This is a genomic window from Ramlibacter sp. (assembly GCF_035548915.1).
In the GTDB taxonomy this organism is placed as follows: Bacteria; Pseudomonadota; Gammaproteobacteria; order Burkholderiales; family Burkholderiaceae_C; genus Ramlibacter.
In genome coordinates this window covers 82,845-107,261 of the sequence record NZ_DASZSE010000018.1, presented here as the reverse complement: position 1 = coordinate 107,261, position 24,417 = coordinate 82,845, and the positions used below count along the sequence as shown (strand labels likewise).

Below are 24,417 nucleotides of genomic sequence, written 5' to 3'. Positions count from 1 at the left end.
CTACTTCGCGCCCGACGCGTTCAGCGCCTTGATCACCTTGTCGGTGATGTCGTACTTCGGGTTGATGTAGACCGCCTCCTGCAGGATGAGGTCGTACTTTTCCTGCTCGGCCACCTGCCGCACCACGCGGTTGGCGCGGTCGAGGACCTGCTGCAGTTCCTCGTTCTTGCGGGCATTCAGGTCTTCCTGGAATTCACGGCGCTTGCGCTGGAACTCGCGGTCCTGGTCGACCAGCCCCTTCTGGCGCTGCTGCCGCTGCGACTCGGCAAGCGTCGGCGCTTCGCGCTCGAACTTCTCCGAAGCCGCCTTCAGGGCGTTGCCCATGTCGTTGAGTTCCTTCTCGCGCCTGGAGAACTCCTGCTCCAGCTTGGCCTGCGCCGCCTTGGCGGTGCTCGCTTCGCGGAAGATGCGGTCGGTGTTCACGAAGCCCACGCGAAAGTCCTCGGCGTGCGCGGGCGCGGCCATCGCCAGCGCTGCGGCCGAGGCGAAGAGAGCGGCGAAGACGGCGGCGAGGCCACGGTGCGACAAATGCTTCATCAGAAGTTGGTTCCGATCTGGAATTGCAGTTTCTGGATTCTATCGCCCGGGAACTTGCGCACCGGCCGGGCAGCCGCGATGCGCAGCGGCCCGATCGGCGAGATCCACGAGATGCCGAGACCCACCGAGGCCCGCAGTTCCTGCGCGCTGAATTTCTCGTTGTCGCCGAACACGTTGCCGGCATCGGCGAAGGCGAACCAGCGCAGCGACTTGTCCTTGCCCGCGCCGGGGAACGGCGCGATGAGCTCCGCGTTCAGCGTGATCTTCTTCGGCCCGCCGATCGAGGAGCCCGTCACGTCGCGCGGGCCGAGCGTGCCCTGCTCGAAGCCGCGCACCGATCCCAGGCCGCCCGAATAGAAGTTCTTGAAGACCGGGAACGGATCGCCCGAGAGCCCCTTGCCCCAGCCGAGCTCGCCGTTCAGCCCGATGGTGAACGTGCGGTTGAGCGGGATGTATTCCTGGTACTGGTAGTTGCCGCGGATGTAGTGCACGTTGCCGAACGCGCCCCATTCGGCCGCGACGCGCTGCATGCGGCCGCGCGTGGGCGTCACGACGCTGTCGCGATCGTCGCGCGCCCAGCCGAGCGTGAGCGGCAGCAGCGTGCTCGTGTTGCCGAAGCGCACGGCGTAGTCGAGGTAGGCCGCGGGAATGTTCGTGCCCGGCTTGATGGTGGTGCGCTCGAGCGCGCCGCCCAGGTAGACCGTGTCGACTTCGCTGAACGGCACGCCGAAGCGCAGCCCCGCGCCCTGCGTCACGAGTTCGTAGTTGCCGCCCTGGTCCTGGTACGGCCTGGAGGCGCGATGATAGAGATCGATGCCGCGCGAGATGCCGTCGGCCGTGAAGTAGGGATCGACCCAGTTGAGGACGAGCGTGCGGTTGTACTTGCTCGTGTTCACTTCCACGCCCATGAAGTTGCCGGAGCCGAACGCGTTTTCCTGGCGCACCGAAAACGAGAGCGACAGCTTCTCCGCGCTCGAAAATCCCGCGCCCACCTGCAGGCTTCCGGTGGGCTTTTCCTCCACCTTCACGTTCAGGTCGACCTGGTCAGGGGCGCCCGGCACGTCGCTCGTCTCCAGGTTCACTTCCTTGAAGAAGCCGAGGCGGTCCACGCGGTCGCGCGAGAGCTTGATCTTTTCCGCGTCGTACCAGCTCGATTCGAACTGGCGGAATTCCCTTCGGATCACTTCGTCGCGCGTGCGGTTGTTGCCCGAGATGTTCACGCGCCGCACGTAGGCCCGGCGCGACGGGTCGGCAAGCAGCACGAGCGCCACGCGGTTGTTCGCGCGGTCGATCTGCGGCCGCGCCTCCACCTGCGCGAACGCATAGCCGAAGTTGCCGAAGTAGTCCGTGAAGGCCTTCGTGGTCTCGGTCACCTGCTCGGCGTTGTAGGGCTCGCCCGGCTTGATCTTCACGAGCGTCTTGAACTCGTCCTCCTTGCCGAGGTAGTTGCCCTCCAGCCGCACGCCCGTGACGACGTACCGGTCGCCCTCGGTGATGTTGATCGTGATCGAGATGTCCTGCTTGTCCGGCGAGATCGCGACTTGCGTGGAGTCGACCCGGAATTCGAGGAAGCCGCGGTTCAGGTAGTAGGACCGCAGGGATTCGAGGTCGGCGTTGAGCTTGGCGCGCGCATAGCGGTCGGACTTCGTGTACCAGCTGAACCAGTTGCCCGGCTCGAGCTCCATCAGCCCCTTCAGCGTCGATTCGCTGAAGGTCTTCGCCCCCACGATGTGGATTTCCTTGATGCGCGCGGGCTGGCCCTCCGTCACGGTGAAGGTGAGGTTCACGCGATTGCGCTCCACGGGCGTCACCGTGGTCACGACTTCGGCGCCGTAGAGGCTCCTGTTGATGTACTGGCGCTTCAGTTCCTGCTCGGCGCGGTCGGCCAGGGCCTGGTCGTACGGCCGCCCCTCGGTGAGGCCGATCTCGCGCAGCGCCTTCTTGAGCGTGTCCTTGTCGAATTCCTTGATGCCCGCGAAATCGACTTCGGCGATCGAGGGGCGCTCCTCGACGATCACGACGAGCACGTCGTCCTGCACCTCGAGCCGCACGTCCTTGAAGAGGCCGAGCGCGAAGAGGGCCCGGATCGCGGCCGAGCCCTTCTCGTCGTTGTACTGATCGCCCACCCGAAACGGCAGCGACGCGAACACGGTGCCGGGCTCCACGCGCTGCAGGCCTTCGAGGCGGATGTCGCGCACCGTGAACGGCTCGACGGCCCACGCGTTGACCGCGAATGCCATCGCCACCACGGCCGAAATGCTGCGGGCGCGGAAGCGCTTGAGATGTTTCTTCATCGAATTCGAGTTATGGCGCGCCCGGCCCCGTCGTGGCGGGACCTCGGGCTGGTTGCAAGATTATCCAAAGAGGCGTGTGACGTCGTTGAAGAGCGCGATCGACATCATCGCCAGCAGCACCGCCACGCCACCGCGCTGCAGGCGCTCCATCCACGCGTCGGAGACGCTGCGGCCGGTCGCGGCCTCCCAAAGATAATACATCAGGTGCCCTCCATCCAATACGGGCAGAGGCAGCAGGTTCAGCACGCCGAGGCTCACGCTGATGAGGGCGAGAAAGAGCATGTACTGCGCAAGCCCGAGGCTCGCGGACTTGCCCGCGTAGTCGGCGATCGTGAGCGGCCCGCTCAGGTTCTTGAGCGACGCTTGTCCGATCACCATGCGGCCCATCATGCGAAGCGTGAGCTCCGACACTTCCCACGTGCGCACCACGCCGCTCGCAAGGCCCTCGAGGGGGCCCTTGCGCACCGTGACGAATTCGGGGGGCGCACCGACATAGGCGCCGATCTTGCCCTTCACAACGCCGGTTTCACCCACCACCGCTTCGGGCGTGACCCGCAGCGCGACCTCGGTGCCGCCGCGCTGGACGCGCCACTCCATCGTGCGGGCCTTGCCGCCTTGCACCGTGCCGCGGATGCGTTCGCGAAGCTGCTGCGCATCGACGATCCGCTCGCCGTCGGCCGTGAGCACCACGTCGTCCTTCGCGAGCCCCGCGCGCTGCGCGGGGCTGCCTTCGAGAATGTCGCCCACCACGGGCTTCGTCCAGGGCCCGACGATGCCGATGCGGCGAAAGAGCTGCGCGTCGGCCTCGCTCACCTTCGTGCCCGCCAGGTGCAGTAGCACGTCGCGTCCGCCGCCCGGGCTCGAAGGCGCGAGCCGCAGGCGCACGTCGCGCCCGTCCAGCGCGCCGCGCGTGAGGAGCCAGCGCACCTCCTCGAACGACGCCATAGGCTTCAGCGCCTCGCCCTCGAAGCCCGCCGCCGCGACGGTTTCACCGCCCACGAGGCCCGCTTTCTGCGCGATGGAGCCCGCCACGGGGCTCGCGAGCACGGGCACGGGCTCCTGCACGCCGTACCAGCCGACGCACGCGTAGAGCAGCACCGCGAGCAGCAGGTTGGCCGCGGGCCCGGCCGCGACGATCAGCGCGCGCGCACCGAGCGGGCGCGTATTGAAGGCGCGGTCGCGTTCCTCGGCGGCCACGGGGCCTTCGCGCTCGTCCAGCATCTTCACGAAGCCGCCGAGCGGGAAAGCGCCGATCACGAACTCGGTGTCCTGCCCCGGGCGCGGTCGGCGCGCCTTCCACTTCGCGAGCGGCCGGCCGAAGCCGATCGAAAATCGCAGCACCTTCACGCCGCACGCGACGGCCACGCGGTAGTGGCCGTATTCGTGGACCGCGATGAGCAGGCCCAGCGCGATGATGAAGGCAACGACGGTGAGCATGGTCCGGCTTTGGCGCCTCAGGTGCCCAGGCGGGCCGCGGCCGAATGCGCCGCCTCGCGCGATTGTGCGTCCAACTCGATCAGATCCTGAAGCGCATGCGGCTTGGAAGGCGCTACGGCCTCCAAAGTTGCAAGATTTACCGAGTGGATATGGTCGAAGCGGATGCGGCCCGCGAGGAAGGCCTCGACCGCGACTTCGTTGGCCGCGTTGAGCACGGCCGTCGTGCCGGGGGCCGCGCGCAGACTGTCCCAGGCGAGCCCGAGACCCGGGAACCGATCGCGGTGGCCGTGGCTGTCCATCGATTCGAAGGTCATGTCGGCCAGTGTGGCGAAGTCGAGCGCGGCGGCGCCCGACGTCACGCGGTCGGGCCAGGCGAGCCCGTAGGCGATCGGCACGCGCATGTCGGGCGTGCCGAGCTGCGCGATCACCGAGGCATCGCGGTACTGCACCATCGAGTGGATCACGCTCTGGGGATGGATCACGACTTCCAGCCGTTCGGGTGCCAGGCCGAAGAGGTGTCGCGCCTCGATCACCTCGAGCGCCTTGTTCATCATCGTGGCCGAGTCCACCGAGATCTTGCGGCCCATCACCCAGTTGGGATGCGCGCAAGCCTCCTCGGGCTTCACGTCGCGCAGCGAGGCCGGGTCGCGCCTGCGAAACGGCCCGCCCGAGGCGGTGAGGACGATCTTCTCCACGCGGTCGGCCCACGTGGCGGGGTCTTGCGGCAGCGACTGGAAGATCGCCGAGTGCTCGCTGTCGATCGGCAGCAGCGTGGCGCCGCCTTGCCGAACCGCCTCCATGAACAGTTCCCCGCCGACCACCAGCGCTTCCTTGTTGGCGAGCAGCAGCCGCTTGCCCGCGCGCGCGGCGGCGAGGCACGAAGCGAGGCCCGCCGCGCCGACGATCGCGGCCATCACGGTGTCGACTTCTTCGTGCGAGGCGATCCGCTCGAGCGCATCCGCGCCCCACAGCACGTGCGTCGGCAGGCGTTCGGCTTCGACGCGCTCGGCAAGCGCCCGGCCCGCGGCTTCCCCCGCCATCACCGCGAATACGGGACGGAACCGGGCGCACTGCTCGAGCATCGGATCGACCCGGCTCGCAGCGCTCAGCGCGAAGACTTCGAAGCGCTCCGGATGGCGGGCGACCACGTCGAGCGTGTTCACGCCGATCGAGCCGGTGGAGCCGAGGACGGCGACTCTCTGTTTCATCGCGCTGCCAGTGTGACCATCATCATCGCCAAAGGCAAGACGGGCAGCAGGGCGTCCACACGGTCCAGCACGCCGCCGTGGCCGGGCAAGAGCCCGCTGGAATCCTTCATGCCCGCCGCGCGCTTCACGAGCGACTCCACGAGGTCGCCCACGACGCTCATCGCGGCGAGGAAGATCGCCGCTGCCACGAGCACGGGCCAGCCGAGCCCCGCGAGGACCGTATAGAGGCTCGGCGCATTGCCGCCGTGGGCGCGGTCGGCGAGCGTCCAGGCGACGGCCAGCACGAGCACGCCGATCATGCCGCCCGCGACGCCTTCCCAGCTCTTGCCGGGGCTGATGGAGGGGGCGAGCTTGCGCTTCACGAATTTCGTGCCGAAAGCGCGACCCGCGAAGTACGCGAAGATGTCCGCGACCCACACGAGAACGAGCACCGACAGGAGGAAGTTGATGCCCAGCATCCGCGCATCGGCCACCGCGAGCCAGGCGACCCACAGCGCGAGCACGCCGCCCACGAGGCGCACGGGCCGCGCGATGCGCGGCCAGCCCGGGACACCTGTGGCGATGAGCGATGCGCCGCCGATCACCCAGGCGACGGCCGCGACGCTCCATAGCAGCGGGCGCGGCTGCGCGAGCGCGCCGCCCGCCCACGCCGCGGCACAGAGCACAAGCAGCACGACGGCGCATGCGATGCTGGCCGGGGACCCGAGCTGGTTCAGCCGCCCCCATTCCCAGCCCGCGGCCGTGAGCAGCACGAGCGTCACGGCCATGAAAGGCTCGGGCGTCTCCCAGAAGAGCGCCGGCAGCAGGATGGCCAGGAGCACGATGGCGGTGATGATGCGCTGCTTGAGCATGGGAGCCCGATCCCTCTCGGTTGTGTCGGCGAGCCCTGGACCTATGCGACCTTGCGGTGCACGGGCGCGAGCTGTTCGGACGTGCGGCCGAAGCGCCGCTCGCGCCTGGCGTAGTCGGCCAGGGCCTCATCGAGTGCCGCATCCCCGAAGTCGGGCCAGAGCGTATCGGTGAAATAGAGCTCGCTGTAGGCGCACTGCCACAAGACGAAGTTGCTGAGGCGCTCCTCGCCGCCGGTGCGGATCAGCAGATCCGGGTCGGGCACGTGCGCGAGCGCGAGCGCGCGGCCGAGCGACTCCTCGGTCGGCGTTTCGCCTTGCTGCGCGAGCTTCGCCGCCGCCTGCGCGATGTCCCATCGGCCGCCGTAGTTGAAGCAGACGTTGAAGACGAGGCGCGTGTTGGCGGCCGTGGCCGCCTCGGCCTGCACGAGCCCCGCGCGGACTTTGTCCGAAAGGCCGGCGCGTTCGCCGACGAAATGCAGGCGCACGCCTTCGGCCTGCAGCTGCGGCACTTCGCGCGCGAGGGCCCCCGCGAGCAGTTCCATGAGGCCAGAGACTTCGTCGGCGGGCCGCTTCCAGTTCTCGGAGGAGAACGCGAAGACGGTGAGCACTTTCACGCCGGTCTCGCCGCAGTGCCGCACGCACTGCCTGAGCGCGTCGAGCCCCTTCTTGTGCCCGGCGACCCGCGGCAGCAGCCGGCGCGTGGCCCAGCGGCCGTTGCCGTCCATGACGATGGCGATGTGGTGGGGAATGCGTCCCGTCATGCCGGTTCAGTGTGGATCGATGGCGTTGAGCGCCGCCGGGCCGCCCCAAGGCGCGAAGGCTCCCTCGGGGGGGCAGCGGACCTCGCGAAGCGGGCAAGCGCGGGGGCTCGTCAAACGGCCATGATCTCCTTTTCCTTCGATTGCACGAGCGCGTCGATGTCCGCGATGTGCCGGTCCGTGACCTTCTGGATCTCGCCTTCCGAACGCTTCAGCTCGTCTTCGGACGCATGCTTGTCCTTCACGAGCTTCTTCAGATGCTCGTTGGCGTCGCGGCGCAGGTTGCGGATCGCGATCTTCGTGTTCTCGCCCTCGTGGCGAACGATCTTGGTCATCTCCTTGCGCCGCTCCTCGCTCATGGGGGGCATCGGCACGCGGATCAGGTCGCCCATCGAGGCGGGGTTCACTCCGAGGTCGCTGTCGCGGATCGCCTTTTCGATCTTGGCGCCCATGCCCTTTTCGAACGGCTGCACCGACAGCGTGCGCGGATCGAGCACCGAGATGTTCGCGACCTGCGAGAGCGGCACCACGGTGCCGTAGTACTCGATGTGCACGGTGTCGAGCAGGCCCGGATTGGCGCGGCCGGTGCGGATGTGGCTGAGCGTCGTCTTCAGCGCGGCGATGGACGCGTCCATCTTGTGCTGTGCCTGCTGCTTGATGTCGGCAATGGTCGTGGCTTGGGCCATCGTCATCTCTCCTCTTTGTGGTTCAGGCGGACACGAGGGTTCCCTCGTCTTCACCGAGCACCACGCGCTTCAGCGCGCCGTGCTTGAAGATCGAGAACACCTTGATCGGCAGCTTCTGGTCGCGGCAGAGCGCGAACGCCGTGGCGTCCATGATGCCCAGGTTGCGCACCATCGCCTCATCGAACGAGATGCGCGTGTAGCGCGTGGCCGACGGGTCCTTGGCGGGATCGGCGGAATAGACGCCGTCGACCTTCGTCGCTTTCAGCACCACTTCCGCGCCGATCTCGGCGCCGCGCAGCGCCGCTGCCGTGTCGGTGGTGAAGAACGGATTGCCCGTGCCCGCGGCGAAGATCACCACCTTCTTTTCTTCGAGGTACTGCAGCGCCTTCGGCCGGATGTAGGGCTCGACCACCTGCTCGATGTTGATCGCCGACATCACGCGCGCGACGAGCCCTTGCTTGTTCATCGCATCGGCAAGCGCGAGCGCGTTCATCACGGTGGCGAGCATGCCCATGTAGTCGGCGGTGGCGCGGTCCATGCCGACCGAGCCGCCCGCCACGCCGCGGAAGATGTTGCCGCCGCCGATCACCACCGCCACCTCGACGCCCATACCCACGACTTCGGCCACTTCCTCCACCATCCGCACGATCGTCGCCCGGTTGATGCCGAACGGATCGTCTCCCATCAAGGCCTCACCGGACAGCTTGAGCAGGATGCGCTTGTGCGCGGGCTGGACGGGCATGGGCGACTTCTCCTGGTCTTGCGAAGCGAAGTGTAGCAATCGGGCGGCGCCCGTCCGGTGGTCGGTCAGGCGTTCTGCTTGGCGGCCGCGACCTGCGCGGCCACTTCGGCGGCGAAGTCGTCGGCCCGCTTCTCGATGCCCTCGCCCACCACGAAGAGCGTGAAGCCCTTGATGGTCGTGTTCGCGCCCTTCAGCATGGCTTGCACCGTCTGCTTGTCGTTCTTCACGAACGGCTGGTTCAGCAGCGACACTTCCTTCAGGTACTTCTGCACCGAGCCTTCGACCATCTTCGAGACGATGTCGGCGGGCTTGCCCGATTCGGCGGCCTTCTGCTGGGCGATCGAGCGCTCCCGCTCGATGAGTTCCTGCGGCACGTCCCCACTCGCCAGCGCGACCGGCTTCATGGCCGCCACGTGCATCGCCACGTCTTTGGCGGCGACGTCGTCGCCTTCGAACTCCACGACCACGCCGATGCGCGTTCCGTGCAGGTAGTGCGCGAGCTTCGCGCCCCCGCCGAAGCGCTTGAAGCGCCGGAAGGTCATGTTCTCACCGATCTTGCCGACGAGCCCCTTGCGGACGTCTTCGAGCGTCGGGCCGAAGCCGTCCTGGCTGTAAGGCAGCGCGCCGAGCGCGGCGACGTCGGCGGGGCCGTGCTTCGCGATGAGTTCTGCGGCGGCCTGCGCCATCCGGATGAAGCTCTCGTTCTTCGTCACGAAGTCGGTTTCGCAGTTGACTTCGACCATGGCGCCGGACGTGCCGTCGCGGTAGGCGGCCACCACGCCCTCGGCGGTGATGCGCGAAGCGGCCTTGCCCGCTTTGTTGCCGAGCTTCACGCGGAGGATCTCTTCGGCGCGGTCCATGTTGCCTTCGGCCTCGGTGAGCGCCTTCTTGCACTCCATCATCGGGGCGTCGGTCTTGGCGCGCAGTTCGGCGACCATGCTTGCGGTGATTGCAGCCATATTGCTGTGACCTCTCTCAGTTTTCGTATCTGTTCAGTTGGTGTTCCTGTGCAAAGGGGGCTCGAGAGCCCCCTTTTCGTCGCGCTGACCGATTCGCTCGCTTCGCGCTGTCCGGCGGGGGCCGCTCAGCTCGCGGCGCCTTCCTCGACCTCGACGAACTCGTCGCCGCCGCCTTCGCGCACGGCGCGCTGCACGTCGGTCACGGCGTTGGCCTTGCCCTCGAGCACGGCGTCGGCGATGCCGCGCACGTACAGGGCCACGGCCTTGGCGGAGTCGTCATTGCCCGGGATCACGTAGTCGATGCCTTCGGGCGAATGGTTGGAGTCGACCACGCCGATGATCGGGATGCCGAGCTTCTTCGCCTCGGCGACGGCGATCTTGTGGTAGCCCACGTCGACCACGAAGAGCGCGTCGGGAAGGCTGCCCATGTCCTGGATGCCGCCGATGTCCTTCTCGAGCTTGGCCATCTCGCGCGTGAACATGAGCTGCTCTTTCTTCGACATGGACTCCAGGCCGGCTTCCTGCTGGGCCTTCATGTCCTTCAGGCGCTTCAGCGACGTCTTCACGGTCTTGAAGTTGGTGAGCATGCCGCCGAGCCAGCGCTGGTCGACGAAGGGCATGCCCGCGCGCTGCGCTTCGGAGGAGACGAGTTCGCGCGCCTGGCGCTTGGTGCCGACCATCAGGATGGTGCCGCGGTTGGCCGAGAGCTGGCGCGCGAACTTCATCGCGTCCTGGAACATCGGCAGCGTCTTTTCCAGGTTGATGATGTGGATCTTGTTGCGGTGCCCGAAGATGTAGGGTGCCATCTTGGGGTTCCAGAAGCGCGTCTGGTGTCCGAAATGGACACCGGCTTCCAGCATCTGACGCATGGAGACGGTCATGAGAAACTTTCGAAGGTTGGGTCTAGAATCCGCACCGAAAATCGCTGCGCCCGATGGAGCCCTGGAGGGTTCCCACCGCGCCTGGCGACACCTCGAGAGGGCGGATTCGCGTTTCGCTTCGCTGACAGCGCCGGCACATCTTGTGCGAGCACCCAGCGAAACCCAAAGAGTATAGCACGAAGCCCCATGCATCCCGACCTCCACGACACTCGACAGCGCATTCGCGAAGGCGCTACGCGCGCCACCGATGAGCTCGAGCGGGCGCAGGCGGCCGCCCAGTCGCCGGCGTGCCGCCACGCGTTCCTGAAGACCTCGTTCGACTCGGCGCGCGAGGTGGCGAGCAATGCCGCCCTGGCCGCGCGGCCGCTCGCGGGCCTCGCGGTGTCGGTGAAGGACCTCTTCGATGTCGAAGGCGAAGTGACCGCCGCCGGATCGCGCGCGCTTGCCGACAGGCCTGCCGCGGAGCGCGACTGTCCCGCCGTCGCGCGGCTGAAGGCGGCGGGCGCGGCGATCGTGGGCCGCACGAACATGACGGAGTTCGCATTCTCGGGCGTGGGCGTCAATCCGCATTTCGGCACACCCGTGAACCCTTGCGATCCGGCGGTGGAACGCATCCCCGGCGGCTCGTCCTCGGGCGCGGCCGTGTCGGTGGCCACCGGCGCGGCGTTCATCGGGCTCGGCTCGGACACGGGCGGCTCCATCCGCATCCCGGCGGCGCTCACGGGCCTCGTCGGCTTCAAGAACACGGCACGGCTCGTGCCGGCCGACGGCGCGATCCCGCTTTCGACCACGCTCGATACGGTCTGCGCCATGACGCGCTCGGTGCGCGACGCGATCCTCGCGCATGAAGTCCTCGCCGGGCGCGTCGTGACGCGCGCGGTCGTGCCGATGTCGGCCTATCGCCTCGCCATCGCGAAGACGCAGATGCAAGACGGCCTCGATGCGACCGTCGCCCGCGCGTTCGAGCGCGCCGTGAAGCGCCTCGCCGAAGCCGGCGCGCGCATCGAGGAGATCGCGCTGGACGAAATCCGCGACCTCGGCACGCTCCAGGCGACGGGCGGCTTCTCCGCCGCCGAGAGCTTCGCCTGGCACCGGCAGCTTCTCGCGGACCGGGGCGACTCGTACGACCCGCGCGTGCGGCATCGCATCGAACGCGGCGCGGACATGTTGGCCCACGAGTACATCGAGCTCGTTCACGCGCGCGCCTCGTGGATCGCGCGGGTTGCGCAGGCGCTGCGAGGCTTCGACGCGGTGCTGTCGCCAACGCTTCCGATCGTGGCCGCGCCGATCGCGCAGGTCGCGCCCGGCGCCGAACGCGACGAAGCGTTCTTCCGCATCAACGCACAGCTGCTGCGCAACACGAGCGTCGTGAACATGCTCGATGGCTGCGCGATCTCGCTGCCCTGCCACGCGGCCGGCGAGCTGCCCGTCGGCATGATGCTTTGGCACGGGCCGCTGCATGACGATACGATCCTCAACATCGCCCTTCGCGCCGAGCCGCTTGTGAAGAGCTGACGCCCACGCCCCATCGACCCCTCGCCCTCATCGACACGCCCGCCCGAACCGCTCAACCGAACGCAGCCTTTTCGACAACAACAATGAGAATCGCCATCGTGGGCGCCGGCATCGTCGGCGTCACCACCGCCTGGGAGCTGGCCGCGGACGGGCATGAAGTGACCGTGTTCGAACGTCGCGGCGCCGCGGCGCTGGAGACGAGCTTCGCGAACGCCGGCGTGGTCGCTCCGGGCTACGTCACGCCGTGGGCCGCGCCCGGCATGGTCGCCAAGATCGGCCGCTATGTGCTGAGCCGCCACGCGCCCGTGCGTTTCGCCTGGCCGATCACGATGCGCGAGCTCGCGTGGATGTGGGCGTGGCGGCGCGCCTGCCGGCTCGAGACCTACCTCGCGAACCGCGCGCGGATGCAGCGGCTTGCGTTCTACAGCCGCGAACGCCTGCACGCGGTGACGGAGCGGCTGCAGCTGGAATACGACCGGAGCGCGGGTTACATGGTGATGCTGCGAACCGAGCGCGACCGCCGGCTCGCGCAGCCAGGGCTGCAGGTGCTGCGCGACGCGGGGGTGAGGTTTCGCGAGATCGAAGCGGACGAGGCCCGCGCGATCGAGCCCGCGATCAATCCCGACACGCCGTTTTCCGGTGCGATCCATCTGCCGGACGACGAAGTCGCCAATTGCCGGCAGTTCGCGCTGCTGCTGAAGAACCAGGCGCAGGCGCGGGGCGCGCGCTTCGAGTTCAACGTGACGGTGGCGCCGCTGTCGGCGGCCGAACCGACATCGCTCGTGTTCACGTCGAACGACACGGGTGCGACGGGTGCGCATCGCTTCGATGCGGTTGTCGTGTGCGGCGGCCTCGATGCGGCGCAGATGGTGCGCCCGCTCGGCCTGCGCATTCCGCTTGCGGCCGTGCACGGCTATTCGATCAGCGCGCCGATTCGCGATCGGCTGAACGCGCCGCGCAGCGGCATCATGGACGAGCGCTACAAGGTCGCGATCTCGCGTCTGGGCAATCGCGTGCGCGTGGCGGGCAGCGCCGAGATCGGCGGCCGCCCGGATGTGAAGCGCGCATCGGCGATCCAGACCCTCTACAAGGTGCTGCACGACTGGTTTCCCGGCGCGGCGCAGCTTGCCAACACCGGTGCGGCGGTGCAGGAGTGGAAGGGTGCGCGGCCGATGATGCCGGACGGGCCGCCCGTGATCGGCGCGACGGGCGTGCGGGGGGTGTGGCTGAACCTCGGGCATGGGTCGAGCGGCTGGGCGCTTTCGTGCGGCAGCGCGCGGGTGGTGGCGGATCTGATCTCGGGGCGTGCGCCGGAAGTGGACATCGAGGGGCTGGGAGTCGAGCGGCTGGGTTGACAGACGCATCGGCCCGCCGGGCTCTCACCGCCACCCCGCGCGCAAGCCGCATCGAGCGATGCCAGAATGCACGCATGCAGCGCATCACGCCCGAGCGCGCCTGGCCGCTCTTCGACATCGCCGCCCTGCGCGGCTTCGAAGCCAGCGCCGCGGCGCGCCTGCCACCGCACACCTTGATGCAGCGAGCGGGCTTCGCCACGGCACGGCTCGCGGCCGCGATCGCTCCGCACGCCCGCGCGATCTGGATCGCCTGCGGCCCCGGCAACAACGGCGGCGACGGCCTCGCCGCGGCGGTCTACCTGAAGCAGTGGGGACGCAGCCCGCTCGTCACCTGGCTCGGCAACGAACGCAAGACACCGCACGACGCCATGGCGGCGCTCGAGCTCGCGCGGGAAGCCGGCGTCGAATTCATCGAGCATCCACCCACGCAATGGGACCTCGGCATCGATGCGCTCCTGGGCATCGGCGGCACGCGCGCGCCCGAAGGCCGCGTACTCGGCGCGGCCGACTGGCTCAACCGCGGTGCCGCGCCCGTGCTCGCGATCGACATCCCCACGGGCCTCATGGCCGACACCGGCGCCGGCATGCACGTCCGCGCCGCCCACACCCTCACGATGATCGGCCTGAAGCCGGGACTCTTCACGGCGCAAGGCCGCGACGCGGCAGGCGTCGTGTGGCTCGACGACCTCGGTGTGGAGACGCCATCGGGGATGTGCGCGATGCTCTCCGGCCCGCCCACCGTGCCGCGCCGCCTCCATGCCTCGCACAAGGGCAGCTTCGGCGACGTGGCCGTGATCGGCGGCGCGCCCGGCATGACGGGGGCGGCCCTGCTCGCGGCAACCTCGGCGCTGCATTCGGGTGCGGGGCGCGTCTACGTGTGCCCGCTCGACGACGCCGCACCGCGAGTCGACATCGCGCAGCCCGACCTCATGTTCCGCGCATGGGACTCGCTCGATCTGGCATCGATGGCGGTCGCGGCCGGTTGCGGCGGCGGCGACGCGGTGCGCGGCGCGCTGCCGAAGGTGCTGTCCACCGCGAAGTCGCTCGTGCTCGATGCGGACGCGCTCAACGCGATCGCGGCAGACCCGCAGCTGCAGTCACTGCTGCGCGCACGCGCTCAGCGCGCGCAGCCGACCGTTCTCACCCCGCATCCGCTGGAAGCCGCTCGCCTGCTCGAGACCGGGACCGAGGACGTGCAGTCGCGCCGGCTCGCCTGCGCACGCGAGCTCGCGCAGCGCTGGGGCTGCGTCGTCGTCTTGAAGGGGTCGGGCACGGTGATCGCCGCGAACGGGCAGATCCCGCGCATCAATCCCACCGGCAACGCGCGGCTCGCGACGGCCGGCACGGGCGACGTGCTCGCGGGAATGGTCGTGGCACGGCTTGCGCAGGCGGCCGCCGACCCGTTCGAGGCGGCCTGCGCGGCCGTGCGCGATCACGGCTCGGCCGCCGACGCGTGGCCCCGCGATCGCACGCTCACGGCGAGCGCACTGGCGAGCTCACTCGCGGGCTCACTGATGGGGCACTGATCCCTCGCCCGCTCGCTTCGGGACCGCGCTGCCCGCTCGCGGGGCCGCACTTCCTCGCCGCGCCGGAAGGGAGCGGGCCCGTGCCGGTGGCAGTTGTCCGATCGGGTCCTTCGAGTGCTGATCGATCAGCGATGTCAGTGTGGCGGTGAGATCGGAGTACATGGGCATCGCGAGTTCTCCTCTGAGTCTGTCCACCATCTTCCGGTGAAGCTCGGCGCCCAGCACGGCATCCGACGCATGCACGGCGTGGATGTCGGCCATGACGCGGGCGCAGCACAGGCGAAGCATTTCCACGCGCCGCGCGCACTGCGTGGTCATGTCTTTGCCCACCTCGATCTCGGGAATCACGGACATGAAGCGCCGGATGCGCTGGGACAGGACGCTCTTCAGATAAGCCTGCTCGTGGCTTTGCCGGAAAGCAGCGCTTCGGTCCGCGAACAGCTCCTGCACGCCCGGAGGAATCCTGCCTGCGCCGACGCACGCCGCCATCAGATGCAAATCCGCTTCACGGTACTTCTCACCCATCGCGTCGGGCGTGGCGAGACGCGAGAAGTGCCTGAGCCACGCGTCTCTGCGCTCCTGGGTCATCACAGCCGACAGCGCGCGCGAGCGAAACCGTTCGATCCTTCCGAGCAGATCGGCTCTTCGCACCGTCACAAGCGGATTGGCCGGCTGCAAGGCGCTCACTGCCTTCGCGAGGCCGCCATCCAGCACATCCGCGGCGAACGCCATGCGGCCTTCGGCATCCGCGTCGGTCGGGCCCGGCGCGATGAGTCCATCGACCAGCCGTCCCAAGCGGTCGATCCTGTATTCATTCGAAGGCTGGTGGGCGATCCGGCCGATCACGGTGCGGAAGTCGCCGAGCAAGTCCGCCGGCCATGGGGCCTTGCGGTGCGAAGCGAACCGCTGCAGGCAAGCGTCGACCATCCGATCGAGCGTCGCAAGCACCGAACCATCTTGACCGGATGGCTCGGGAATGACCGCCGTGCCTCCGATCGAGGCACGCGGGGACGTCGTGAGCGCGACCTGCATCGCGAGGGCCGCGTCCGACGCAACCGCGGCCTCCGCATCCGGCGATGCGGCCGCGTGCGCTGTCGGGTCGGGTGCAAGTTCGACTGCAGGTTCGACTGCAGGTTCGACTGCAGGTTCGACTACCGGTTCGGCTACTTGGTGCGCGGTGTCCGCGACCTGCTCGGAAGGCATAGCGCCCACAGGCACATCGCACGCGGATTGAAGACGGCAATGCCCGCCGGAAGCGACAGCGGCTGGAAACATGGAATCCCTTTTCTTCTTCTTGAATTCGATGGGCTCGCCTGCCGGCGAGCCCCCATCGGCATCTACGCGCAGGCCATCACCCGCGGCCCACGAAGGGCATCTTGGTCGCCATCACCGTGTGAAAGAGCACGTTCGCCTCCAGCGGGAGGCTCGCCATGTAGAGCACCGAACGTCCGACGACGTCCACGTCCATCAGCGGCTCCGCTTTCGTTTCGCCATTGGCCTGCAGCGCGCCCACGCCGAGCCTCGCGGCCAGTTCGGTCGCCGCGTTGCCGACGTCGATCTGGCCGACCGCGATGTCGTACTTGCGCCCGTCGAGCGCGGCGGTCTTCGTGAGGCCCGTCACCGCGTGCTTCGTCGCCGTGTAGGCGATCGAGTTCGGCCGCGGCGCATACGCCGAGATCGATCCGTTGTTGATGATGCGCCCGCCCCGCGGCGACTGCGCCTTCATCGCGCGGAAGGCTTCGCGCAGGCAATAGAACATGCCGTTCAGGTTGGTGTCGACGACGCTCTTCCAGTCCTCGATCGCGAAGTCCTCGATGGGCGCGCCGATCGAGACTCCCGCATTGTTGAAAAGCAGATCGACGCGGCCCCACCGCTGGGTCACCTGCGCGAAAAGCGCCTCGACGGACGCGGGATCGGTCACGTCGGTCGCGATCGGCAGGCCGCGCTCGGCGGCGCCCGATTCACCGATCGCGTCGCGCAGCGGCTCGATGCGCCGCCCCGCGAGCGCCACGCGCCAGCCCGCACCGAGCAGCGCGAGCGCCGCGGATTTGCCGATGCCCGTGCCCCCGCCGGTCACGATCGCCACCTTGCCTTCGTTGCCTGCCGTCATGTCGATTTCCTTTCATCGCCGAGTCTTGCGCGCCTTCGCTTTCGCACCGGCCTTCTTCGCCGCCGGCTTGAGCGAGGCAAGCGGCGACTTGACCCCGCGCGTGCCGGGCTTGCGCGCCGTGCCCTTCGGTTTCTTCGCCGCGCCCCGCTCGCCCTCGGCCACGCCCTTGTCCTTCATCGCGCGCGCCGCGAGATCGTCGCCTTCGCGCACGAGACGGAAATCGATCTTTCGCCCGTCGAGATCGACGCGGCTCACCTGCACGCGCAGCCGCGTGCCGATCGCGTAGCGGATGCCCGTGCGCTCGCCGCGCAGTTCCTGCCGCGCCTCGTCGAACTTGAAGTATTCGCCGCCGAGCTCCGTGATGTGCACGAGGCCTTCCACGTACATCGCATCGAGCGTGACGAAGATGCCGAACGTGGTCGCGGCGGTGACGACGCCGCCGTATTCCTCGCCGAGGTGGTCGCGCATGTACTTGCACTTGAGCCAGGCCTCGACGTCGCGGCTCGCTTCGTCGGCGCGGCGTTCGTTGGCGCTGCAGTGCAGGCCCGCGGCCTCCCATGCCTGCACTTCGCGGCTGAGCACCGGGGCGGGCTTGCGGGTGCGAAGCCCGGGCGGCGCCACGCGAGCGGCGAGCCTGCGCGCGAGCTTCTCGTGCGCCTCGCCGGGCGTGGGCAGCGCGGGCAACTCGTAGCGTTCGTTCGCGAGGATCGCCTTGATCACGCGGTGCACGAGCAAGTCGGGGTAGCGGCGGATCGGGCTCGTGAAATGCGTGTATGCCTCGAACGCGAGCCCGAAATGGCCGCTGTTGACCGGGGTGTAGATCGCCTGCTGCATCGAGCGCAGCAGCATCGTGTGGATCTGCTGCGCGTCCGGCCGCTCCTTCGTCGCCTCGGCGATCTTCTGGAAGTCACGCGGCGACGGGTCCTCGCCGATGCTCGCGTTCACGCCCATCGCCTTCAGGTAGTTGCGCAGGATCTCCTTTTTCTCCGGCGTCGGCCCCTCGTGCACGCGATAGAGCCCCGGGTGGCCGCTTTGCTGGATGAATTGCGCCGCGCAGACGTTGGCGGCGAGCATCGACTCCTCGATGAGGCGGTGCGCGTCGGTGCGCACGCGCGGCACGATCTGCTCGATGCGGCCGTTGTCGTCGCAGACGATCTGCGTCTCCACGGTCTCCAGATCGAGCGCCCCGCGCGCGTTGCGCTCCTTCAGGAGCGCGCGATAGACGTCGTGCAGGTTCAGCAGGTGCGCAACGAGATCCCTGCGGCGCGTGGCTTCGGGCCCGCGCGTGTTGGCGAGTATCGCGGCCACTTGCGTGTAGGTGAGCCGCGCGTGGCTGTACATCACCGCCGGGAAGAATTGGTACGCATGTATCTCGCCCGACGCGCCGATCAGCATGTCGCACACCATGCACAGGCGATCCACTTCGGGGTTGAGCGAGCACAGGCCGTTGGACAGTTTTTCCGGCAGCATCGGAATCACGCGCCGCGGAAAGTACACGCTCGTCGCGCGGTCGTACGCGTCGACGTCGATCGCGTGGCCGGTCTCGACGTACGAGCTCACATCCGCGATCGCCACGAGCAGCCGCCAGCCCTTGCCGCGGCCCACGCGCGCGGGCTCGCAATACACGGCGTCGTCGAAATCGCGCGCATCTTCGCCGTCGATGGTGACGAGCGGAATGTCCGTGAGGTCCACGCGGTGCTTGCGATCCTGCGGCCGCACCTTGTCCGGCAGCGACCGCGCCTCTCCGATGCACGCGTCGGAGAACTCGTGCGGCACACCGTACTTGCGCACGGCGATCTCGATTTCCATCCCCGGGTCGTCGATCTCGCCGAGCACTTCCTTCACGCGTCCCACGGGCTGGCCGTAGAGGCTCGGCGGCTCGGTGAGTTCGACGACGACGACCTGGCCCGCCTTCGCGAGGCCCGTGGCGCCTTTGGGGATCAGGACGTCCTGGCCGAAGCGCTTGTCTTCCGGCGCGACGAGCCACACGCCGCTTTCGTGCAGCAGCCGTCCGATGATGGGCTGCACGGGCCGTTCGATGATTTCGACGACGCGGCCCTCGGGGCGGCCCTTGCGGTCGTAGCGGACGATGCGCGCCTTCACGCGGTCGCGATGCAGCACCGCGCGCATTTCGTTGGGGGGAAGATAGATGTCGGTTTGGCCGTCGTCCCGCACCACGTAGCCGTGGCCGTCGCGATGGCCCTGGATCACGCCTTCGATCTCATCGAGGAGGCCCGTGGTCCGTTCGAAATTATTTTTGATATACAATCCTTGGTTCCTGAAAGCCCAGGTGGCGGAATTGGTAGACGCACTAGTTTCAGGTACTAGCGACGAGAGTCGTGGGGGTTCGAGTCCCTTCCTGGGCACCAGATGCGAATGATAAGCCGGAGCAATCGAGAGATTGGCCGGCTTTGTTGTTTGTGCCGGGGTTGCCGTTGTTGCCGTTGTTGCCGTGCCGGCGCGATGGGTGGCGGGCCCTTCGGTGAGCCCGGCTTGTCACACCGGCATCCCGATGAGGTCATGCCCCTCGGCCGCGACGATTCTCGCCTGCGTGAACTCCCCCGCCCGCAGCTGCTTGCTCGGCTTTCCAGGCGGCAGCAGCTTCACTGTCCCATCGATTTCCGGCGCGTCGGCATAGCTGCGTCCCACGCCGCCTTTTCGGCCGAGCGACGGCGCTGAATCCACGAGGACTTGCATCGTCGAGCCGATGCGCTCGCGCAGCTTGCCGGCCGAGACTTCCTCCGCCACGGCCATGAAGCGCGCGCGGCGTTCCTCGCGCAGTTCGGGCGCCACCCCGCCCGCCAGCTCGTTGGCGGCCGCGCCTTCGACCGGGCTGTACGCGAAGCACCCCGCGCGATCGATGCGCGCCTCGCGCATGAAGTCGAGCAGGTGCTCGAACTCTTCATCCGTCTCGCCGGGAAAGCCCGCGATGAAGGTGCTGCGGATCACGATCTCGGGACACGCTTCGCGCCAGCGGCGGATGCGCTCGAGGTTTTTCTCGCCGCTCGCCGGCCGCTTCATGCGCTTCAGCACGTCGGGGTGACTGTGCTGGAACGGCACGTCGAGGTATGGCAGCACCCTCCCCGCGGCCATGAGCGGGATCACTTCGTCCACGCTCGGATACGGATACACGTAGTGCAATCGCACCCACGCGCCGTAGGGCTCGGCGAGGTCGCCGAGCTGCCGCACGAGTTCGAGCATGCGAGTCTTCACCGGACGCCCGTCGAAGAAGCCGGTGCGGTACTTCACGTCGACGCCGTAGGCCGACGTGTCCTGGCTGATCACGAGGAGTTCCTTCACGCCGCCTTCGAAGAGCGCTCGCGCTTCCTTCAGCACGTCGCCGATGGGCCTGCTCACCAGATCGCCGCGCATCGAGGGGATGATGCAGAACGTGCAGCGGTGGTTGCACCCTTCGCTGATCTTGAGGTAGGCGTAGTGCTTCGGCGTGAGCTTCACGCCCGCCGCGGGCACGAGATCGGTGAAGGGGTCGTGCGGCTTCGGCAGGTGAGCGTGCACCGCATCCATCACTTCCTGCGTCGCATGCGGCCCCGTCACCGCGAGCACGGAGGGATGCATCTCCTTCACGAGGTTGCCGCCCGCACGGCCCGCCTTCGCGCCGAGGCAGCCGGTGACGATCACCCGGCCGTTGGCGTTCAGCGCCTCGCCGATGGTGTCGAGGCTTTCGGCCACGGCGTCGTCGATGAAGCCGCACGTGTTGACGATGACGAGGTCCGCGCCCTCGAAGGTCCTCGCGGTCGCGTAGCCTTCGGCGCTCAGCTGCGTGATGATGAGTTCGGAGTCCGTGAGCGCCTTCGGACAGCCGAGGCTCACGAAACCGACCTTGGGGGCGTCATTGCTCATGGGACCACCCTACGAGACGATCCAGAGCAGCGCAAGCCCGATCGCGATGCTCGCGAGTCCGAAGAACCTGAGCTGCCCGTCCTTCAGCTGCAGCAGCCGCGTGAAGGTCTGGCGCCACGCACCGGGGGCGAGGAAGGGAAACGCACCCTCCAATACCAGCATCAGGGCCAGTGCGGCCCAGAACACGTCGCTGTCCAAAGCCGTTACTTCTTTCCTGGTGCAGCCGTGGCGCCGCTGCCGCGGAACGCCTTGAAGAATTCGGAGCCTTGCGGGTCCACCACCAGCACGTCGCTCTTGCGGTTGAAGCTTGCGCGATACGCCTCCAGGCTGCGATAGAACTGAGCGAACTGCGGGTCCCGCCCGAACGCTTCCGCATAAATCGCGGCGGCCTGCGCATCGCCCTCACCCTTGGCCTTCTGCGCGTCGCGGTAGGCGTTGGCCACCGTGATCTCGCGCTGCCGCTCGGCGTCGGCGCGGATCTTCTCGCCCTCGGCGCCGCCGGTCGAGCGCAGTTCGTTGGCCACGCGCTTGCGCTCGGCCTCCATGCGGCGATAGACGGATTCGGTGATCGCCTCCACATAGTCGGCGCGCGTGATGCGCACGTCGACCACGTCGATGCCCCAAGGCTTTTCACCTTTCACGGCGCTCGTCACTTCGCGCTTCACGTCGGCCATGAGCTGCTCGCGCTTGGTCGACAGCAGCTCGCGCACGGTGAAGCGGTTGATCTCTTCCTGAAACGAGTTGCGCAGCACGCGGTTCAACTGGTTGGCGCCCGCGGCCTCGTCGAGGCCGACGTTGCGGATGTACTGCGACGGGTCGGCGATGCGCCAGCGCACGTACCAGTCGATCACGACGCGTTGCTTTTCCGCCGTGAGCATCGACTCCGTGTCCGCGCTTTCGAGCGTGAGCAGGCGCTTGTCGATGTAGGTCACGTTCTGAAAGGGCGGCGGCAGCTTGAAGTGCAGCCCGGGCTCGGTGATCACTTCCTTGATCTGTCCGAGCGAATAGACCACGCCGAACTGCCGCTGGTCCACCACGAACAGCGTGGAGCTGAGCAGCGCGAGCGCGATGAGCAGCGTGGAGACGATGAATCCGATCCTGTTCATGTCCGCTTCCTCACCGGGATTCCCGATCGCGGCTGCGCGCGTTGTCGCGCGTTCGCGAGTCGCTCGTGGCGCCGCCGGGCGCCATCGCCGAAGACGACGACGTGTCGGGCGCCGTCGTGGCGGCCGCGGGCGCGGCGGGCGCGGCCACGCCGGCTTGCGACACCTGCTGCAATATCTTGTCGAGCGGCAGGAAGAGCAGGTTCGAGCCCTGCCGCGACTCCACCATCACCTTCGTGACGTTGGAATACACCTGCTGCATCGTTTCGAGGTACATGCGGTCGCGCGTCACCTGCGGCGCCCGCTGGTATTCGGTGAGCACCTGCTTGAAGCGCTGCGCGTCGCCTTGCGCCTGCGCGACCACGCGGCCCTTGTAGCCTTCGGCTTCCTCGGCCAGGCGCGCGGCCGCGCCGCGCGCGCGCGGAATCACGTCGTTCGCATAGGCCTGCGCCTCGTTCTTCGCGCGCTCGCGTTCCTGTCCGGCCTTCAGCACATCGTCGAACGCAGCCTGCACCTGCTCGGGCGGGCGCACGCCGCCTTGCTGCAGGTTCACCGAGACCACTTCCACGCCGACTTTGTAGCGGTCGAGGATCGTCTGCATCAGCTGTCGCACGCGCGGTGCGATCTGGTCGCGTTCCTCGGCGAGCGCCGAATCCATCCGCATCTTGCCCACCACTTCGCGCACGGCCGATTCGGCCGCCTGCACCACGGCTTCGCCGGGGTTCTTGCTTTCGAAGAGCCACGCGCGAGCGTCGTTCAGGCGGTACTGCACGGCGAACTTGATCTCGACGATGTTCTCGTCCTCCGTGAGCATCGCCGACTCCTTGAGTCCCGTCGCGCGGATCACCGCGTCGCGCCCGACGTCCACCGAGCGGATCTGCGTCACGTACACCACTTCATGGCGCTGGATCGGATAAGGCAGCCGCCAGTTGAAGCCCGCGCCCACGGTCGCCTTGTAGCGGCCGAACTGCGTGATCACGGCCTGCTGGCCTTCCTGCACGATGAAAAAGCCCGTGCCGAGCCAGATCAGCACCACCACGGCCGCGATCAGGCCGGCGCCGACGCCGGCGCTGCGCATGTCGGGCTGGAAGTTGCCGCCATTGCCGCCACCCCCGCCGCCGCCGAAGCCGCCACCGCCGCGCCGCCGGCCGCCGAAGAGACCACCGAGCTTGCGGTTGAAATCGCGCCACAGCTCGTCGAGGTCGGGCGGACCCTGGTTCGGTCCGCGGCCATTGCCGTCGCTTTCACGGTCGGGACGGTCGGGACGGTCGGGCCGGTCCGGGCGGTCGGGCCGGTTGCCCCCTTCGGGCGGCTTGCCGTCGTCGCCCCGGCCCCAGCGCGGATCGTTCAGGTTGAACATGCCCCGGATGCGGCCTTTCAGCCGCGCCCAGGACATGCTGCGGAGTGGGAGGTTCATGCGCGTTGCGTTGTTTTCTTCGTCTTGAGGCGCATTGTGCCCAATCACGCGGGCAGGAGCGGACGCTCGCGCGCGGCGGCCTCCGCCAGCTTGCCGCGCAGCACGTCGAGCCCGAGTCCCGCCCGAGCGCTCACGAAAAGACGCGGCACCTGCACGCCATCCAGCTCGAAGGTGTCGCTCGCGTTGCGCGGCTGCCGGCCGGGCGCGAGTGCATCGATCTTGTTGAAGACGAGCAGCCGCGGCACGCCCGCGGCGCCGATTTCTTCCAGCACGCGTTCGACTTCGCCGATCTGCTCCAGGTGGTGCGGGTTGGCGACATCGACCACGTGCAACAGCAAGTCGGCATCGGCCGCCTCCTGCAAGGTCGCCTCGAAGGCGTCGATCAGCGTGTGCGGCAGGTCGCGGATGAATCCGACCGTATCCGACAGCGAAATCGATCGGCCCGCCGCCTGCAGGTACAGCTCCCGCGTGGTGGTGTCGAGCGTCGCGAAGAGCTGGTCGGCCGCGTAGGCGCGAGCCTTCACGAGCGCGTTGAAAAGCGTCGTCTTGCCCGCGTTCGTGTAGCCCACCAGCGACACCTTGAAGCTCTCGCGGCGCTCGCGCTGGCGGCGCTGCGTCTGCCGCTGCCGCTTCACTTTTTCCAGGCGCTCGCGCGTGCGCTTGATCGCTTCGCCGATCATGCGGCGGTCCAGCTCGATCTGCGTTTCGCCCGGGCCGCCGCGCGAGCCGATGCCGCCGCGCTGGCGTTCCAGGTGCGACCAGCGCCTCACGAGCCGCGTGCTCAGGTACTGCAGCCGGGCCAGCTCGACTTGCAGCTTGCCTTCGTGGCTGCGCGCGCGCTGCGCGAAGATTTCGAGGATGAGGAGCGTTCGATCGTTGACGGGCAGCTCGAGGTGCTTTTCCAGGTTGCGCTGCTGCGCGGGCGAGAGCGACTGGTCGAAGAGGATTTCGGTGGCGCCCGTTTCTTCGGCGAGCGCCTTGATCTCGTCGGCCTTGCCGCGACCCACGAAGAGCGCCGCATCGGGCGCGCGCCGCTTCGCCGTGACGCGTGCCACGGGCTGCATCCCGGCCGTCTCGGCCAGCTGGCCAAGCTCCTCGAGCTCGGAATCGAAATGGGGCAGGCCCAAGTCCACCCCCACGAGGATCGTAGCGGCGGCAGGGCGTCGGGAAGTGGAAC

21 protein-coding genes and 1 tRNA gene are annotated in these 24,417 nt (G+C 68.1%); 4 read left to right on the top strand and 18 right to left on the bottom strand.

Going from position 1 to position 24,417, the window contains the following annotated elements; genetic code table 11:
- The 10 genes from VHA82_RS04620 to rpsB all read right to left on the bottom strand — a co-directional run bounded on the left by VHA82_RS04620 (window position 1) and on the right by rpsB (window position 10,353).
- A complete protein-coding gene (locus VHA82_RS04620; protein ID WP_414708629.1) occupies window positions 1–465 on the bottom strand; it encodes an OmpH family outer membrane protein in 465 nt (154 codons plus the stop codon).
- A 71-nt stretch (window positions 466–536) separates the two neighbouring features.
- A complete protein-coding gene (gene bamA, locus VHA82_RS04615; RefSeq protein ID WP_325540724.1) occupies window positions 537–2,831 on the bottom strand; it encodes an outer membrane protein assembly factor BamA in 2,295 nt (764 codons plus the stop codon).
- Window positions 2,832–2,891: 60 nt separating this feature from the next.
- Entirely contained in the window at window positions 2,892–4,268 is a 1,377-nt protein-coding gene (rseP, locus tag VHA82_RS04610; protein ID WP_325540722.1) for an RIP metalloprotease RseP, read from the bottom strand.
- Between the two features lie 17 nt (window positions 4,269–4,285).
- A complete protein-coding gene (gene ispC / locus VHA82_RS04605; protein WP_325540720.1) occupies window positions 4,286–5,476 on the bottom strand; it encodes a 1-deoxy-D-xylulose-5-phosphate reductoisomerase in 1,191 nt (396 codons plus the stop codon).
- Window positions 5,473–6,327 (bottom strand): phosphatidate cytidylyltransferase, encoded by an 855-nt coding sequence (locus VHA82_RS04600; protein ID WP_325540718.1) that lies wholly within the window; start codon window positions 6,325–6,327, stop codon window positions 5,473–5,475. The genes ispC and VHA82_RS04600 overlap by 4 nt, the downstream gene beginning before the upstream one ends.
- 41 nt (window positions 6,328–6,368) lie before the next feature.
- Window positions 6,369–7,088, bottom strand: coding sequence for a polyprenyl diphosphate synthase (uppS, locus tag VHA82_RS04595; protein ID WP_325540716.1), 720 nt, complete (start codon window positions 7,086–7,088; stop codon window positions 6,369–6,371).
- Window positions 7,089–7,198: 110 nt separating this feature from the next.
- Complete coding sequence (gene frr / locus VHA82_RS04590; RefSeq protein ID WP_325540714.1) at window positions 7,199–7,771, bottom strand: ribosome recycling factor; 573 nt, start codon at window positions 7,769–7,771, stop codon at window positions 7,199–7,201.
- Window positions 7,772–7,793: 22 nt separating this feature from the next.
- Window positions 7,794–8,513, bottom strand: coding sequence for a UMP kinase (gene pyrH, locus VHA82_RS04585; protein WP_325540712.1), 720 nt, complete (start codon window positions 8,511–8,513; stop codon window positions 7,794–7,796).
- Between the two features lie 65 nt (window positions 8,514–8,578).
- Window positions 8,579–9,472 (bottom strand): translation elongation factor Ts, encoded by an 894-nt coding sequence (gene tsf, locus VHA82_RS04580; RefSeq protein WP_325540710.1) that lies wholly within the window; start codon window positions 9,470–9,472, stop codon window positions 8,579–8,581.
- Window positions 9,473–9,597: 125 nt separating this feature from the next.
- The gene (gene rpsB / locus VHA82_RS04575) at window positions 9,598–10,353 is read right to left on the bottom strand and encodes a 30S ribosomal protein S2 (protein ID WP_325540708.1); all 756 of its coding nucleotides are present in this window, start codon (window positions 10,351–10,353) and stop codon (window positions 9,598–9,600) included.
- 186 nt (window positions 10,354–10,539) lie between these two features.
- On the opposite strand from rpsB, the gene VHA82_RS04570 reads away from it, so the two are divergent.
- From VHA82_RS04570 to VHA82_RS04560, 3 genes are all read left to right on the top strand, one after another.
- On the top strand, window positions 10,540–11,868 hold the full coding sequence (locus VHA82_RS04570; protein ID WP_325540706.1) for an amidase: 1,329 nt from the start codon (window positions 10,540–10,542) through the stop codon (window positions 11,866–11,868).
- An 83-nt stretch (window positions 11,869–11,951) separates the two neighbouring features.
- Window positions 11,952–13,223: a D-amino acid dehydrogenase gene (locus VHA82_RS04565; RefSeq protein WP_325540704.1), complete on the top strand. Its 1,272-nt coding sequence runs from the start codon at window positions 11,952–11,954 to the stop codon at window positions 13,221–13,223.
- Window positions 13,224–13,297: 74 nt separating this feature from the next.
- Window positions 13,298–14,749, top strand: coding sequence for an NAD(P)H-hydrate dehydratase (locus tag VHA82_RS04560; RefSeq protein ID WP_325540702.1), 1,452 nt, complete (start codon window positions 13,298–13,300; stop codon window positions 14,747–14,749).
- Here VHA82_RS04560 and VHA82_RS04555 read toward each other — a convergent pair.
- The 3 genes from VHA82_RS04555 to rnr all read right to left on the bottom strand — a co-directional run bounded on the left by VHA82_RS04555 (window position 14,732) and on the right by rnr (window position 19,127).
- The gene (locus VHA82_RS04555; RefSeq protein ID WP_325540701.1) at window positions 14,732–15,781 is read right to left on the bottom strand and encodes a hypothetical protein; all 1,050 of its coding nucleotides are present in this window, start codon (window positions 15,779–15,781) and stop codon (window positions 14,732–14,734) included. The genes VHA82_RS04560 and VHA82_RS04555 overlap by 18 nt on opposite strands.
- 319 nt (window positions 15,782–16,100) lie before the next feature.
- The gene (locus VHA82_RS04550) at window positions 16,101–16,859 is read right to left on the bottom strand and encodes an SDR family oxidoreductase (protein ID WP_325540699.1); all 759 of its coding nucleotides are present in this window, start codon (window positions 16,857–16,859) and stop codon (window positions 16,101–16,103) included.
- Between the two features lie 12 nt (window positions 16,860–16,871).
- Complete coding sequence (gene rnr / locus VHA82_RS04545; protein WP_325540697.1) at window positions 16,872–19,127, bottom strand: ribonuclease R; 2,256 nt, start codon at window positions 19,125–19,127, stop codon at window positions 16,872–16,874.
- Between the two features lie 16 nt (window positions 19,128–19,143).
- Here rnr and VHA82_RS04540 point away from each other — a divergent pair.
- Window positions 19,144–19,228 (top strand) — tRNA-Leu (locus VHA82_RS04540).
- 127 nt (window positions 19,229–19,355) lie between these two features.
- Here VHA82_RS04540 and rimO read toward each other — a convergent pair.
- The 5 genes from rimO to hflX are packed head-to-tail and all read right to left on the bottom strand — an operon-like array spanning window position 19,356 to window position 24,379.
- Window positions 19,356–20,720: a 30S ribosomal protein S12 methylthiotransferase RimO gene (gene rimO / locus VHA82_RS04535; RefSeq protein WP_325540696.1), complete on the bottom strand. Its 1,365-nt coding sequence runs from the start codon at window positions 20,718–20,720 to the stop codon at window positions 19,356–19,358.
- A 9-nt stretch (window positions 20,721–20,729) separates the two neighbouring features.
- Window positions 20,730–20,918 carry a DUF2065 domain-containing protein gene (locus VHA82_RS04530; RefSeq protein ID WP_325540695.1) on the bottom strand — a complete coding sequence of 63 codons (189 nt, stop codon included), beginning with the start codon at window positions 20,916–20,918 and terminating at the stop codon, window positions 20,730–20,732.
- Window positions 20,919–20,923: 5 nt separating this feature from the next.
- Complete coding sequence (locus VHA82_RS04525) at window positions 20,924–21,826, bottom strand: protease modulator HflC (protein ID WP_325540694.1); 903 nt, start codon at window positions 21,824–21,826, stop codon at window positions 20,924–20,926.
- Between the two features lie 10 nt (window positions 21,827–21,836).
- Window positions 21,837–23,240: an FtsH protease activity modulator HflK gene (gene hflK, locus VHA82_RS04520; protein WP_325540693.1), complete on the bottom strand. Its 1,404-nt coding sequence runs from the start codon at window positions 23,238–23,240 to the stop codon at window positions 21,837–21,839.
- Between the two features lie 44 nt (window positions 23,241–23,284).
- Window positions 23,285–24,379, bottom strand: a complete 1,095-nt coding sequence (gene hflX, locus VHA82_RS04515; protein ID WP_325541063.1) for a GTPase HflX — start codon at window positions 24,377–24,379, stop codon at window positions 23,285–23,287.
- Window positions 24,380–24,417 lie beyond the last annotated feature (38 nt).